This is a genomic window from Ensifer sp. YR511 (genome assembly GCF_900103045.1).
GTDB classification, from domain to species: Bacteria; Pseudomonadota; Alphaproteobacteria; order Rhizobiales; family Rhizobiaceae; genus Ensifer; species Ensifer adhaerens.
This window is the reverse complement of the sequence record NZ_FNGR01000012.1, coordinates 107,538-122,346: the sequence shown is the minus strand read 5'-3', so window position 1 is coordinate 122,346 and position 14,809 is coordinate 107,538. Positions and strand designations below refer to the sequence as shown.

General features: G+C 62.2%; 12 protein-coding genes. 2 read left to right on the top strand and 10 right to left on the bottom strand.

Annotated elements, in window-relative coordinates; genetic code table 11:
- The first annotated feature begins 70 nt into the window (after nucleotides 1-70).
- Entirely contained in the window at nucleotides 71-1,087 is a 1,017-nt protein-coding gene (locus BLU15_RS20785; protein WP_060610162.1) for an aldo/keto reductase, read from the top strand.
- Nucleotides 1,088-1,120: 33 nt separating this feature from the next.
- Here the strand turns inward: BLU15_RS20785 and BLU15_RS20780 are convergent, their stop codons facing one another.
- Genes BLU15_RS20780 through BLU15_RS20770 form a run of 3 tightly spaced genes read right to left on the bottom strand, consistent with a single transcriptional unit; the run spans nucleotide 1,121 to nucleotide 4,768 of the window.
- Entirely contained in the window at nucleotides 1,121-2,380 is a 1,260-nt protein-coding gene (locus tag BLU15_RS20780; RefSeq protein WP_090297683.1) for a glycerate kinase type-2 family protein, read from the bottom strand.
- A gap of 46 nt (nucleotides 2,381-2,426) precedes the next feature.
- Nucleotides 2,427-3,200 carry an enoyl-CoA hydratase/isomerase family protein gene (locus BLU15_RS20775; RefSeq protein WP_090297680.1) on the bottom strand — a complete coding sequence of 258 codons (774 nt, stop codon included), beginning with the start codon at nucleotides 3,198-3,200 and terminating at the stop codon, nucleotides 2,427-2,429.
- On the bottom strand, nucleotides 3,197-4,768 hold the full coding sequence (locus BLU15_RS20770) for an acyl CoA:acetate/3-ketoacid CoA transferase (protein WP_090297677.1): 1,572 nt from the start codon (nucleotides 4,766-4,768) through the stop codon (nucleotides 3,197-3,199). The genes BLU15_RS20775 and BLU15_RS20770 overlap by 4 nt, the downstream gene beginning before the upstream one ends.
- 135 nt (nucleotides 4,769-4,903) lie before the next feature.
- Between BLU15_RS20770 and BLU15_RS20765 the strand changes: the two genes are divergently transcribed.
- On the top strand, nucleotides 4,904-5,722 hold the full coding sequence (locus BLU15_RS20765; protein ID WP_090297675.1) for an aldo/keto reductase: 819 nt from the start codon (nucleotides 4,904-4,906) through the stop codon (nucleotides 5,720-5,722).
- Between the two features lie 52 nt (nucleotides 5,723-5,774).
- On the opposite strand, the gene BLU15_RS20760 is transcribed toward BLU15_RS20765, so the two are convergent.
- The 7 genes from BLU15_RS20760 to BLU15_RS20730 form a co-directional block, all read right to left on the bottom strand.
- Complete coding sequence (locus tag BLU15_RS20760; protein WP_090297848.1) at nucleotides 5,775-7,370, bottom strand: GMC family oxidoreductase; 1,596 nt, start codon at nucleotides 7,368-7,370, stop codon at nucleotides 5,775-5,777.
- On the bottom strand, nucleotides 7,370-8,866 hold the full coding sequence (locus BLU15_RS20755) for an aldehyde dehydrogenase family protein (RefSeq protein ID WP_090297672.1): 1,497 nt from the start codon (nucleotides 8,864-8,866) through the stop codon (nucleotides 7,370-7,372). Before BLU15_RS20755 ends, BLU15_RS20760 begins: the two co-directional genes overlap by 1 nt.
- A gap of 22 nt (nucleotides 8,867-8,888) precedes the next feature.
- Complete coding sequence (locus tag BLU15_RS20750; RefSeq protein ID WP_176960319.1) at nucleotides 8,889-9,923, bottom strand: zinc-dependent alcohol dehydrogenase; 1,035 nt, start codon at nucleotides 9,921-9,923, stop codon at nucleotides 8,889-8,891.
- A gap of 10 nt (nucleotides 9,924-9,933) precedes the next feature.
- Nucleotides 9,934-10,875 carry an ABC transporter permease gene (locus BLU15_RS20745; RefSeq protein ID WP_034801563.1) on the bottom strand — a complete coding sequence of 314 codons (942 nt, stop codon included), beginning with the start codon at nucleotides 10,873-10,875 and terminating at the stop codon, nucleotides 9,934-9,936.
- Between the two features lie 7 nt (nucleotides 10,876-10,882).
- A complete protein-coding gene (locus tag BLU15_RS20740; RefSeq protein ID WP_090297669.1) occupies nucleotides 10,883-12,388 on the bottom strand; it encodes a sugar ABC transporter ATP-binding protein in 1,506 nt (501 codons plus the stop codon).
- A gap of 8 nt (nucleotides 12,389-12,396) precedes the next feature.
- Nucleotides 12,397-13,362, bottom strand: coding sequence for an ABC transporter permease (locus BLU15_RS20735; RefSeq protein ID WP_034801603.1), 966 nt, complete (start codon nucleotides 13,360-13,362; stop codon nucleotides 12,397-12,399).
- A gap of 78 nt (nucleotides 13,363-13,440) precedes the next feature.
- Entirely contained in the window at nucleotides 13,441-14,550 is a 1,110-nt protein-coding gene (locus tag BLU15_RS20730; protein ID WP_060520394.1) for a sugar ABC transporter substrate-binding protein, read from the bottom strand.
- Nucleotides 14,551-14,809 lie beyond the last annotated feature (259 nt).

The window sequence follows — 14,809 nt, the reverse complement described above, 5'->3', positions numbered from 1 at the left end:
AGGATGCTGCTTGCACAGCCGTTTAGGGCCATGCATACTATTCACCATTCAGTTACTTATGGAGGAAAACATGCACCCTGGGCAAAAGAGAAAATTCGGAAGGACGGAGCTGGAGGTGACCGCCTTCGGTTTCGGAACGGCACCCCTCGGCAACATCTTTCGCGAGATCGACGAGGCGACCTCGGAAGCAATGTTCGCGCGCGCCTGGGAGGCTGACGTCCGCTTCTTCGACACCGCCCCGATGTATGGCCATGGCCTCGCCGAGCTGCGCACGGGTCATGCGCTGCGCTGGAAGGAACGTGACGACTTCGTGCTCGCCTCCAAGGTGGGCCGGCGTTTGCGCCCGGCGCGGCGCGACACGATCGATTTTGCCCCCTGGACGAATGCCGCACCTTTCACGATGCATTTTGACTACAGCTACGACGGGACGATGCGGGCTTTCGAGGACAGCTTGCAACGACTGGGACTGGAGCGCATGGACATGTGTTTCATCCACGATATCGACGTCTTCACGCGCGGCAGCGAGCAACCTGAAGTGTTCGAGCAGGCGATGGACGGCGCCTGGCGGGCGCTGGAAAGATTGCGAGCCGAGAAGGTCGTGAAGGCCATCGGTGTGGGCGTCAATGAATGGCAGGTCTGCGAGCAAGCGTTGCTGCGTCGCGACTTCGACTGCTTCCTGCTGGCGGGGCGCTATACGCTACTCGAACAGGATGCGCTTGATAGCTTTCTGCCGCTCTGCCAGGAGCGCGGCGCCGCCGTTGTCGTGGGCGGCGGGTTTAATTCGGGGATCCTCGCGACCGGCGCCAGGGAAGGTGCGAAGTACAACTATGCGCCGGCACCGCGCGAAATCCTTGAAAAAGTTGCAAGGATCGAAGCCGTCTGCGCTGCCTATAACGTGCCGCTGGCCGCAGCCGCGCTGCAGTTTGTTGTCGCCCATCCCGCCGTTCCATCCTTCATGGCGGGTACGCGCACGATCGAACAGCTGGAGCAGAACCTGGCCTGGTTCTCGCATCCGATCCCGACAGATTTCTGGGCGGACCTGAAGCACAAGGGCCTCCTGCGCGACGACGCGCCCGTTCCGGCCTGAGCAACGCCGAACCCGCGCCGGCAACGGCGCGGGTTAGCGGATCAGGATTGCCCTGAAGTCGTTGACGTTGGTTCCGGTCGGCCCGGGAACGAACAGGTCGCCGAGATGATGGAAGGCCGTCCAGGCGTCATTGTCGGCAAGCAGGGCCGAAGGATCGCACCCCAGGTTGCGCAAGCGCGCCATGCTCTGCCCGTCGGCAAAGGCGCCGGCATTGTCTTCCGAGCCATCGATGCCATCGGTATCGGCGGCGATTGCGGAGAAGCCGATCCCGTCGGCCGCAAGAGCGAGGGAAAGCAGAAACTCCGTGTTGCGCCCGCCCTTGCCGCCGCCTTTGATCGTGACGGTGGTTTCTCCACCCGAAAGAATGACGACAGGGCGCGAGAACGGCCGGCCGCGACCGGCGACTTCACGCGCAATGGCCGCGTGAACGCGCGCGACATCGCGGGCCTCCCCTTCGATCGAATCGGAGAGGATGACCGCGGGAACGCCAAGTGACGCAGCGCGGGCGGCGGCGGCCTCCAGCGAGAGGTTCGCAGACGCGATCACCCGGACCTCGTTCCTCGTAAAGACCGGATCGCCTGGGAGAGGCGCCAGACCTTCGTTGCCGTCCAGCCATGCGGCAACCCGCGCCGGAAGGGCAATGCCCCAGGTCTTAACCAGGTTCCGCGCCAGCGCGCGATCCGTCATGTCCGGGATGGTCGGCCCGCTGGCAACCTGCGCCGGATCGTCACCCGGCACGTCCGACACCACCAAGGTGACGACCTTTGCTGGATGGCAGGCGGCCGCAAGACGACCGCCCTTGATACCCGAGACCTGTTTGCGGATGGCGTTCATGACAGAGATCGGCGCGCCACTTGCAAGCAGGGTCTGGTTGAATAGCACCTCCTCTTCCAGCGTGAGCTGGCCCGGCGGAGACGGCAGCAGGGCCGAACCGCCACCGCAGATCAACGCAACGACAAGGTCATCTTCGGTAAGATCGCGCACAGCCTCGAAAAGCGCATCCGTTGCCTGCAATCCGGCTGCATCGGGCACGGGATGGGAGGCCTCAAGTACGCGGATGCGCGTGCACGGGGCGGCATAACCATAGCGCGTGACGACAACGCCTTCGAGCGGACCGCGCCAGAGCCTTTCGAAAGCGGCGGCGAGCTGGGCCGCCCCCTTGCCCGCCCCAATGACGACGGTCCGTCCGCGTGGCTGGCTCGGGAGATGGGCGCGCAGGGCATTTTCCGCGTCCGCAGCCTCGATCGCAGCGCGAAAGAGGTCTGCGAGGAATTCTTTATCGTCAGATTTCATGAGACACCGCCATCAAGGGCCGGGTCACCGGGAAAACGGCGCCGACCTATCGGTTGAACTTTGGCGAACGCTTCTGACGGTAGGCCGCAAGGCCCTCCATCAGGTCGCTCGACGCTGCTGCCACCGCGCCAGCAAGCGTCTCAACCACGCGTTCGCTCTCTTCACCCTCGGCCGCATTGATCAGCATCTTGGTGAGTTCCGTCGCCCGCGGCGAACGTTGCAGCACCCGCTCGGCAGCGACTTGTGCTGCGGCAAGCCCCTCGCCTTTTGCAACCACCCTGTCGACAAGCCCGAGCGACAGCGCCTCCCCGGCACCGTAGACCTCGCCGAAAAGCGCCATGCGTCGCACCAGCTGGGCTCCGAACCGGCGAGAGGCGCGTTGCGTGCCCGACCATCCGGGGATGATGCCGAGACCCGGCTCGGGCTGGCCAATCTTCACATGCGCCTCGGCTATGCGCAGGTCGGCACAGGCTGCAAGTTCAAGTCCGCCGCCCAGCGCATGCCCGTTCAAGACGGCGATTAGCGGCACGGAAAGGCGCGCCAGCGCATCGAAGGCGTCGTGGCCATCACGCAGCCAGCGACGGGAAAACATGTCGGCGTCGAGGCTGCTCCACGCATCGATGTCGCCGCCGGCGCAGAAGGATCTTTCGCCTTCGCCCGAGAGTATCGCCACCCGCGCATTCGAACGCTCGATGGCGCGGCAGGCCTCAACAAGCACCTCCACCATGTCCGCGTCGATCGCGTTCAGCTTCTCCGGACGACGGAGCGTCAGCCGCGCGACGTGATCAGTGACGACCAGTTCAATCCGCGGATCACTCACAACGAAAGCCCCATGGCTTCAGGGCGAAACAGGGCGCCGTCCATCCGCTTCAGCGTCTTTGAAACCCGAAGGGGCGTTGCCGCCTGATCAAGCACGTCCCGTTGAAGGTCGAGACCCGGCGCAACTTCGGTAACAACGAGCCCCTCGCTGTCGAGACGGATGACGCAGCGCTCCGTGACGTAGCTGATGTCCTGCCCTTGAGCCCGGGCGCGCTTGCCGGAAAAGCTCACCTGATCGACCTTCGGCACGAACTTGGCGATGCGGCCCTCCTTGTCGATCACCAGCCGGCCATCCTCGACGCGCATCTTGGCGCCGGCATTGAAGTTGCCGGAGAAGACGATCTTCTTTGCGCGCGAGGTGATGTCGACGAAGCCGCCGGCGCCGGCCGTGCGGTGCGGGGTGGCCGCAAGACGGCTGACATTGACCGAGCCCTCGGCGTCGATTTCCAGGAAGGACAGCAGCGAGCAGTCAAATCCGCCCGCCTGGAAGTAACAGAACTGATGCGGCGAGGCGACGAAGGCCTCGGCGTTGGATGCACAGCCGAACTTGAAGTCGAGCAATGGAACACCGCCGACGGCTCCCTGTTCGATCACCCAGGTGACCTTGCCGTGATGCCCTTCCTCGATGAGTATCCGTGGCACGTTGGCTGATATGCCAAAGCCAATGTTGACTGCCCAGCCATCCTCGAGCTCCTGCGCCACACGTCGAGCAATCACCTTGCCGACGTCCAGCGCCGGCGTGCGAAACGTCTCGAGCGGCCGGAAGAGCTCACCTGAGATCGCCGGGTCGTAGGGCGTTGCCGTCGTCTGCAGCTGATCCGGCGCCTCAACGATGATGTCGACGAGGATGCCGGGCACGCGCACATCGTGGGGACGAAGGGTGCCACTTGCCGCCACGCGCTTGACCTGAGCGATCACAAGACCGCCGGAATTGCGGGCTGCGAGTGCCATTTCCATCGCGCCGAGCGTCGCCCCTTCCTGTTCGAAGGTCAGGTTGCCCTTCTCATCGGCGGTCGTTGCGCGAATGATCGCCACATCGGGGCGGATGGCCGGAAAATGCAGCCAGTCCTCGCCCTCGAACGACACGCGCTTGACGATCGGTTCCGCCCGCGCCCGGTCATTCATGGCACAGCCATCCTGTTCGGGATCGACGAAGGTCTCCATCCCCACCTTCGTCAGCACGCCCGGACGCTTGGCAGCACCTTCACGCAGCATGTCGAAGACGATGCCGGAGGGCACGTTAAAGGCGGCGAGTTCCTCCTTCAGGATCATTTGCCAGATGAGCGGCGGCTCGGCGTTGCTTGGCCCGGAGGGATAGGAGCCGCCGATGATCTTCACCAGCATTCCGGGCTTGGCGATGTGATCGACGCCGCGCGTCCCGAAAAAGTCGCCGGCGGCGATCGGGTGAATGGAGGTGAGGCAGCGCGGATGGCCTTCGCTGTCAAAGCGCTCGCCGAGCGCTTTCAACACCGCATCGGGGCAGCAAAGGCCGGACGAAGAGTTCACGGCGACGACCGAGCCATCCTTGATGAGCCGCACCGCCTCCTGCGCGCTCTTCACCTTCTTCATCGCCTGATCCTCCGTTTTTCATTGCCTGAAGTAACTAACTAGTTATATGTTAATTCGCGACAAGACAAGCCGGCCGGCGCGATTTTCGAATGACCGGCATTCGACGCCAGTTCGGCAATCGACCAAGGGGGAGGCATGAATATCTACTTCCAGAAGAACTTTCAGCGCGGCTTTGGAACGTACCCGCTGAAGGGGGACGAACTGCGACGAGCGATCGAGGCCGCTATCGACGTCGGCTATCGTGCCTTCGATACGGCGCAGATGTATGGGAACGAGGCTGACACCGGCGAAGCACTGGCGGAATGCGGCGTTCCCCGTTCTGAACTCTGCATCACCACGAAAGTGCATCCGGACAACTACACGGACGAGACGTTTCTCCCCTCGGTCGAGGCGAGCCTTCGAGCCCTGAAGACCGATTGCGTCGACGTCCTTCTCTTGCACTGGCCGCCGGCCAACGGAGAGATCGCCCCCTCGCTGCGCATGCTTCGATCCGCTCTGGAACGAGGGCTGACGAGATCTGTCGGCGTGTCGAACTACACGGCGGCTATGATGCGGGAAGCGCGATCCATCATCGACGTTCCGCTCGTGACCAATCAGGTGGAATTCCACCCGCTTCTCAACCAGGAGAAACTGCTCGCGGCCGCCGCGGAAACAGGAATCCCGATCACCTCCTATGCGTCGATCGCCCGTGGAGAGATCTTCAAACACGGCCTTTTTTCCGAGATCGGCGAGACCTACGGCAAGTCCGCAGCACAAGTGGCGCTGCGCTGGATTATCCAGAAAGGCGTTCCGCTCAATACCATGTCCACCAAGCCGGCAAACATCCGCGCGAACTTCGAGATCATGGATTTCACTCTCTCGTCGATCGACATGCAAAGGATCGACGCGCTGACGGCCACCGGTTACCGCATCATCAAACCAGGACAACTTCCCTGGGTTCCTGAATGGGACTGATAGAAAAAGGGCGGCCCACGAGCCGCCCTTTTTTTACGATCGGCCAGCCTGATCAGGCATTGCCGCGGATCATGTCTGCGGCCTTTTCCCCGATCATGATCGTTGCCGCGTTGGTGTTGGACCCGACAAGGCTCGGCATGGTGGAACTGTCGCAGATGCGGATGCCGTCAAGCCCGTGCACGCGCAGTTGCGGATCGACCACCGACATCTCGTCGCGCCCCATCTTGCACGTGCACGTCGGATGATAGGATGTGCGACCGTACTGGCGGGTATAGGCGATGTAGTCCGCTTCCGTGCGGACATCCCGGCTCGGGAAGTGCCTGATCTTGATGTACTTCTCCAGCGAAGGCTGAGCGAAGATCTCCTGACTGATCTTGACGCCTTCGACCGAGATCTTCACGTCTTCGGGGTCAGCAAGGAAGTTCGGATCGATCATCGGAAGATCGCGCGGGTCCGCTGAGCGAAGAGTGACAGTCCCACGCGACTTCGGGCGCAGCGTGTAGGAATTTAGCGTAATGCCGGAGGAACCCTTTGGCACACTGGGCACGCCGGCTTCCGCGCCGGCACCGGCGAGGAAATGGAACTGCAGATCCGGATAGGGACTCGTCTTGTCGCTGTACCAGAATGCCCCGCCCTCAACCACGTTGGAGGTGATTGGGCCGGAGTTAAACAGTGTGTATTGAAGACCCGCCCAGATCGACCAATGCAGCTTGTTGTACTTGTCGAGGCTGTCGTGATCCTTCAACTCCGCGACGATATCGACGCCGAAATGGTCTTGCAGGTTTTCGCCGACGCCGGCCAGATCCTGGATCACATCGATGCCGTGGCTGCGAAGTGCCGCGGCAGGACCGACGCCCGAAAGCATCATCAGCTTCGGCGTGCCGATCGCACCCGAGGTCAAGAGCACCTCGCTGTCGGCGCGCGCGGTCATCCGCTTGCCATCGACCTGATAGTCAACGCCGACCGCGCGTCGCCCTTCAAAGACGACACGCAGCACGAGCGCCCCGGTCATGACCGTGAGGTTCTTGCGCTTCAGGGCCGGCCTGAGATAACCGACCGCTGCAGAGCAACGGCGGTTGTTCCGGGTTGTTGTCTGGTAGACGCCAGATCCTTCCTGGAGCGGACCATTGAAATCAGGATTGTAGGGTATGCCGAGTTCCTGGCAGCTTTGTACGAAGGCGCGCGTCATGCGCTGCGGCTCGGGAATGTTCGACACGCCGAGTGGGCCGTCCGTTCCGTGCCATGTGCCCGAGAGGATCGTATTGCCCTCGGAGCGCAGGAAGTACTTCTGGATATCCTTGAACCCCCAGCCGTCAGCCCCCTCCTCGACCCAGCGGTCGTAATCACCAGGATGCCCACGCGTGAACACCTCCGCATTGATCGAGGAGCCACCGCCGAGCACCTTTGCCTGGGCGTAGAGGATTTCACGGTTGTTGGCGTGTTTTTGGGGCGCGGTCTTCAGTCCCCAGGTCAACGGACCGGCGGTCATCTTGGCAAAGCCGACGGGCATGTGGATCAGCGGATGACTGTCGCGCCCGCCGGCCTCGATGAGGCAGACGCGCGCCGACGGATTTTCAGAGAGTCGCGCCGCCAATACGCAACCGGAGGAACCGCCTCCGACGATCACATAATCATAGCCTTGCGACATCATGCAATCCAATGCGAACGCTTGCCGATCTCGACGTGAACGGACTTCACCTGCGTATACTCCTCAACCCCGTAGACGCCGGCCTCACGGCCCCAACCGGACTGCTTGAAACCACCGAGCGGCATCTCAGGGCCACCCGCCATGATCGTGTTGACCCAAAAGCGGCCGGCACGCACTTTCCGTGTCACGGTCAGCGCCTTGTCGATGTTCTTCGTCCACACGCTCGCCGCCAGGCCGTAGACCGTATCATTGGCGAGCTGGATGGCTTCCTCGACCGTGTCGAAATGCATGGAGCACAGAACCGGGCCGAAAATCTCGTCGCGCGCAATCGCCATGTCGCGGGAAACATCGGAGAAAAGCGTCGGCGCGATGTACTGGCCGTGGCCAAGATCGATCGTCTCGCCACCGGTGAGAAGCTTGGCGCCTGCCGCCTTGCCCTTGGCGATATAGTCCAGGATCGTGGCGTTCTGGGCCTCAGTGGTGATGGCGCCCACCTGGGTGCCTTCGTCCAGGGGATCGCCGACCCGGATCTTTTTCATCTTCTCGACCAGGAGTTTTTCGAACTCCGCCGCGACAGAACGCTCGACGATCAGGCGCGACGACGAAACGCAGCATTGTCCGGTGTTGAAGCTGATGCCGAAAGCGGCGCCGTCAGCGGCATCCTCAAGGTCGGAGTCGGCAAAGACAATGATGGGGTTTTTGCCACCGAGCTCGAGGCCCAGCTTCTTGAAGTTGCTGTCGGCGGCAGCGTGGACGCAGGAGCGCCCAACGGCCGTCGATCCCGTGAAGGAAAGCATGTCGACGTCAGGATGTTCGGCAAGCGCCTGCCCGATCGAGCGGCCGGAACCGGTGACGACATTGTAGACGCCGGCAGGCAGGCCGGCTTCGGCCAAAACCTCGGCCAGAAGCAGCGTGGTCACGGAGGTGACTTCAGACGGCTTCACCACCATGGTGCAGCCGGACGCCAGGATGAAAGGCACGCGCTCGCACAGGATCAGGAACGGAAAGTTCCAGGGCGTGATCAGGCCGATGACACCGATCGGCTCGCGCAGCACCATACCGAACAGGTCGTCACCGAGCGAATTGAAGCTGTCGCCGTGCAGGAGGCGGGCGGCACCGGCGCCGACCTCGAAGCAGGCAATGCAATGATCGATCTCGCCGCGCGCCTGCGAGATCGGCTTGCCGTTTTCGAGCGTCTCCCAATAGGCGATCTCGTCCCGGCGGCGACGCAGGATTTCGGCGACGCGCAAGAGAACGCCGGCGCGCGCAGCCCCGGAAAGCCCGGACCAGCGGCGGTCCTCGAAGGCATTGCGCGCCGCAGCTACCGCCGCGTTCAGATCATCGATCGTGCAGCGAACGGTGCGCGTGACCGGCGTACCATGGCCTGGCGAGGCGCGTTCGAAGTGGTCGGTCCCTTCTTTCCACTGCCCGTCGATGAAGAACCCGAAGCTGCGCGCTGCGGACGGGGGAGCAAGAAACGTCTTCGTCTGGTCCATCTGGTACCTCCACTTCGATAGTTTACGCCGCGATGGCGATCTGGGTCTTCAGGTGTTGCGGCCGCTCGCCGATCGTCTCGAAGGCTTCCTGAATGGCCTCCAGCGGATAGCTTGCCTTGGTGAAATCCTGCGTGCGGAACCGGCCATGCGACAGAAGCGTGAGTGCGTCGTGCATATCCTCGCCCATCCCGGCAACAGAACCTTTGAGGCTCCCTTCTTCCAACACCGTTCGCAGGCTGTCGAGAGCTACGGTCTCGCCGGGCGGGGTGATGCCGAAAAAGGCGACATGGCCGCCGCGTCGCGCAAGATCGAATGCCTGTTCGTAGAGCTTCCGGTTGCCGACGCTCTCGATCACGAGATCCGCCCCGCGTCCGCCGGTCATCTTGCGAACCACGGCTTTCAGTTCGGTTGGATCCGACACCGCCGCATCCGCCCCGGCCTCGATCGCCATGCGGCAACGGTCTGGCGAAAGGTCGGCGACAATGATCGGCGCCGCGCCGACAAGGCGCATCATCTGCACATGCAGGTTTCCGATCGGTCCGGCGCCAAAGATGAGGATCGATTGGCCGAACGTCGCCTGCGCCTTACGCGCCGCACGAACGACGCAGGCGACCGGCTCCGTGAGCGCAAGCACCGCATCGGCGATGTCAGCCTGAACCGGGATCGCCAGTCGCGCCGGAACCGCTACATATTCGGCAAAGGCGCCGTCCCGACCGATACCGACCTGCGTAACCTCGGCGCAGTTCAGAACCTCGTTGCGACGGCACCAATAGCAGCTGCCGCAGCCGATGTTGATATCGACCACCACGCGTGCTCCGGCCGCAAGATGGCGGACGTTGGCGCCAAGCTCGGCGATCGTTCCGCTGAACTCGTGTCCTGGGACGAGCGGAATCCGGTCAGCCGCGTAGTGGCCGTTGAAGATATGAATGTCCGTACCGCAGATGCCCGTGCGCGCGACCCGGACGAGCACATCGTCCGGTCCGACGATCGGCAAGGCGACCTCCCGAACCTCGAAGCGTTTCGGGGCAGTGAGCACGGCGGCGCGCATGGTCGTCATTGCAACTCTCCTACTTCACGGTGCGCAGCTTGGCGCGATCGATCGTCAGGGCAATGGCAATGATCAACACGACGCCGAAGACGATCTGCTGCCGGGTCGCGTCGATCTCGAAATACAGCATCGACGATCGGATGACCGCAACGATCAAGGTGCCGACCACGGTGTTCATCACGCCGCCGACACCGCCCGTCAAAGGCGTGCCACCGACCAGCACGGCAACGATTGCCGGCAACAGGAATCCATTGGCGATCGTCGGTGCGCCGCCGGAGAGCTTGACCGCAAAGAGCAGGCCGGCAATGGACGCAAGTGCACCGGAGATCGCGAATGCAAGGATCTTGTAGCGCGCAACATCGATACCGGACGCGGCGGCGGCCAATTCGCCGGCACCGACCGCCTTCAAAACGCGGCCGAGCGTCGTGCGCCGTTCGATGAAGAGGCAGAGAGCCACGAGCCCCGCGGCAATCAAGAGTTCGTTGGGGACGCCCCAAGTATGACCAATCATCCAGCCGAAGGTTTCGTTGCGCTGAGCGGCGTCCATGTTGAGCGCGCGCTGACCCGAAAGCCACTGCGCAACCGAGAACGCAACGCCGCCGACCGCAAGCGTGGAGATGAAGGACGGCACGAAAAGCCGTGTCGTCACGAAGCCGGATAGCGTGCCAAGGAGAAAGCCGGCAACGACGCAAAGTACGGCAACCCAGGCACCGAGCGAGGCAAGGTAAACCGAGGCGATGACCGTCACCATGTTCGCCATCGACTGGGCCGACAGGTCGATGCCGCCGATATAGATGGCGAAAGTGAGACCGAGCGCCATGATGAAGAGTGGCACGATGTCGCCGGCAATGCCGAGAAGGTTCGTGGGTCGCAGGAAACCGGGATCGGTGATGCCGACGACGGCGACGAGCACCAGGAGCGTTATCCAGGGAAGGTGCGGTTTGAGGCGCTGAATATCCATTGGTCCCTCAGATCATGTAGTGCAAAAGGTCATAGGGCGTGGGCTTGGAACCCGGTTCGCAGGCGAACTGTTTCTGGATGCGCCCGTCCTTGACGACGATGATGGTGTGCGAAAGGCCGATTGCCTCTTCCAATGTGTCGGCAACCAGCACGATGCCGACGCCCGCCGCACTCATGGCGCGGATCATGTCGTAGACATCTTCCTTGGCGCCAATGTCGAGACCGCGCGTCGGATGGTCGAGCAGCATGATGTCGGAACCGGCCGAACGCCACTTGGCCAGAACCACCTTCTGCTGGTTTCCGCCTGAAAGATTGCCACAATCCGCAAACTCGGAATGGGCCTTGATCGACAATTTCTTGATCCATTCACGGGCAAGCGCCCGCTCCTCGCCGACGCGCAGCACACCACCTTTCGAGCGGTGTTTCATCTGCGAAAGCGTCATGTTTTCGTAGACGTTCATGCCAGCAACAATGCCCTCGATCTTGCGCTCGCGGGGCACATAGCCGACGCCACGAGAAACCGCGTGCCGCGGTGAAAGATCGGTCGCATCGCCTCCCTTGATGCGCAGACGGCCGGTGCTCGGCGTCAGCATGCCGTAGATCGTCCTGAGGATTGCCTCGCGCCCCGAACCTTCCGTACCGACAAGACAAAGCACTTCACCGGCATGCAGCTTGAGCGAGATGTCCTGGATGCGGCCAGGAAGGCCCACCTGGTCCATCTCGACGAGTGCCTTTGCGGCCTCGAACGGCTTTTGCAGATGCTCGCGGTAATATTGCTTGTCGACATTGCGACCGACCATCTTGTGCTGGATGGCCTCGGCCGGGGCAGCACCACGGTCGACGACGTCCACGACCTCACCATCCTTCATCACGTAGATGCGATCGGAAAGTTCCATCACCTCGTCCATGCGATGCGAGACGAAGATGAACGAGGCCCGCGTCACCAGTTCCCGCACAAGCTTGAACAGCAGCTGCACCTCTTCCTTTGAAAGAACCGAGGTCGGCTCGTCGAGCAGGATGACGAGATCCCCCTCCACGCGCTCTTCGAGCGTCAACACCTTGGCGAGCTCGACGAGCTGACGTTGGGCAAAGGAAAGCTTCGACGTCACCATCGCCGGATCGATATCGAGTTTCACCTTGGCAAGCTGACGGCGTGCGGCTTTCGCCATAACCTTCCAGTCGACGACACCGAAGCGGGTGAACTGTCGTTCATAGCCGAGGAAGATGTTCTCCATGACGGTCAGGTTCGGGATCAGCGACTGCTCCTGGAACACCATCCCGATGCCCTTCTCCATCGCCTGGCGCGGATTGGCAAAGCGAACGGGCGTTCCGTTGATAAGGACCTTGCCGCCATCGGGCTGGTAGGCGCCATAGATCACCTTCATCAAGGTGGATTTGCCAGCGCCATTCTCCCCCACAAGTCCGACGATCTCGCCGCGCTTGATGTGGAAGTCGATTGCCTTTAGCGCGTGAACGCCGGGGAATTTCTTGTCGACAGCCTTGAGCTCGTACATGGCGTGCCTCACTTGACGAAGGAAAGCATCTTGCGGTCGGTCGAAAGCACGACGGCAAGAATGACGAGCAGGCCGAGCATGCCGTCCTGGATGAAGTCGGGCAGACCGATGACGACCATGCCATTGTCGATGACGTTCACGATCAGCACGCCGACAAGTGCGTTCCAGACGCCGCCGATGCCGCCCCAGAGCGCCACGCCACCGACAACGACCGACGTGATGGAGACGAACATGAAGTTCGCACCGGTCACCGATTCCGCCTGGCCGATGCGCGCCACCACGAGGATTGCGGCAATGGCGTAAAAGACGCCGGCAAGCGCAAAGCCGGTCACGCGAACGCGGGTAACATTGAGGCCCGAGGCATGCGCGAGATCCTCACCGCCGCCAACCGCGTAGAAGTTGCGGCCAAGCGTGGTGTGGGTCTGAATGAACCAGGCAACGACGAGGAAGAAGGCAGCGACGTAGACCATTAGCGGGAAACCCAACAAACGCACCGTCAGCAGGCCCCGAAAGGTCGCGTCGCTTACTTTGACGATGTCACCGCCGGTGAGCAGGATCGCGGCCCCCGTCCCGACGAAGCCCATGGCAAGGCTCGCCATGAAGGACGGTATCTTCAGCTTCACATGGACAAGCCCGTTTAGCAGTCCGATCACGCCGCCGAGAAGGAGAACAAGCGGAATGGCGACCCAACCGGAAGGGGCGAGCGAGCCACCGAAATGGGCAAAGATGAACGCAAAGGCCACGGCCGTGAGGGAGACCGTTCCCTCCATCGAGAGGTCGATCGATCCCATGACGATGATGAAGGTGACGCCGACGGCAACCATGAGTGCCGGAGCTGCCGCAATCGCGATGCGGGCGAAGTTCCGCGAGGAAAAGAAAGTCGGGTTGAGCGCGGTGAAGAAGATCACCAGCGCAATCAGCACCAGAAGCGGCGCCCATTTGATCAAGGTTTCGCGCGATAGGCGACGTGTCACGTCAGACACCCCTCTTTTAGAAAGTCACAAGGGGAACGGGGCGGCGGCACACAGGCTGCCGCCCAGCTGGTCGAAATTTCAGTACTGGATCTGGCCGTTGGACGGCCCCCAGAAATCCGTCCAATTGTAGGTCGGGACGGAGTCGAGATACTTCGCCTTGAACTCGGCGGCATCCTTGGCCGTGACCAGGATCGTCGGGCCGTAGAACTCGCGGTGTTCCTTCGGCTCTTCGGACGGCTTGAAGCTGCCGATCGCCGCGTGATAGGCGAGTGCCGCGCTGATGCCGCCGCCCCAGTGCGGGTTGGTGAAGACGGTCGCCAGGAGCTTGCCGTCCAGCACCATCTGCACGGCCTCCGGATTGCCGTCATAGGAAACGATCGGCATGTCCTCGATACCCTCGGCGCGCAGGGCCTCGATGACACCATAGGCGATGTTGTCGTTGGCGCAGTGTACGCCCTTGATCTTGTCGCCGTAGCGGGTCAGGAACGACGCCATGAGGGCCGCACCCTTCTGCGTGTCCCAGTCGGCCGGCTGCGCATCGAGCAACTCGATGTTCGGGAAATCTTTGAGTGCGTTCTTGAGGCCGTTCAGGCGCTCGACTGCCGGGTTGTTGGCGGCGATGCCACCGAGGTGCACCACACCACCTTCACCACCCATCGCCTCAAACAGGATCCGCGCGGTCTGTTCAGCAGGCTTCTCATCCGACCAGGTCATATGGGAAACGTAGTTGTCGCCGAAATCCCAAGGATGCAGGTCGTCGGTCTTGTTCCAGATCGTTGAAATGTAGGCGCCCGCTGCCTGAACCGCCTCGACAACGGGTCTGGCGTTGGGGCTGTCGTTTGCATCGCAGGCGATCGCGCAATTGCCGTTGTTCTTGGCGAGAAACGCCTTGATGTCGGCGAGCGACTTTTCCGTAGACCCCTCGTTGATCAGGCTGACGAGTGCGCTCTTCGGCTTGCCGAGCGATTCCACGAAAGCCTCGCCCCCGGAAACGACCGAATTCCAGTAGGCAGACGCCCTGTCGCGATAGCTCCAGGCAATTGCCGGATCCGTCAATGCAGCCTGCGCCGTGCCGCGACCGAACGCCATCGGCACCGTCATGGCGCCAACGCCGGCTGCAGCGGCAAACAAGAAGTTGCGACGGCTTACCGTCTCGCGTTCGATAAAATCCTTAATAAAGGTCGACATGCCAATCCTCCCATATCCTCGGTGAGCGTTCCCCGTCCCACACGGGTTGAAAATGCAGGTTCGCAGGTGGCGGCGCACGCTTGTCGCCCTGGCCTCCTCCGGCCCTCGTCAGTCCCACTTAACGCACTAACTAGTTACTTCTTTACAAAACCCCGAGTCAAGTGCTTTTAATGGGCACAAGCGCCGACCGACCTGACGAACCGCTTTGACGGATCAGCTTTCCGGCGTGTATGACTTTCAGCGCAGCAGGCGCGAGGGC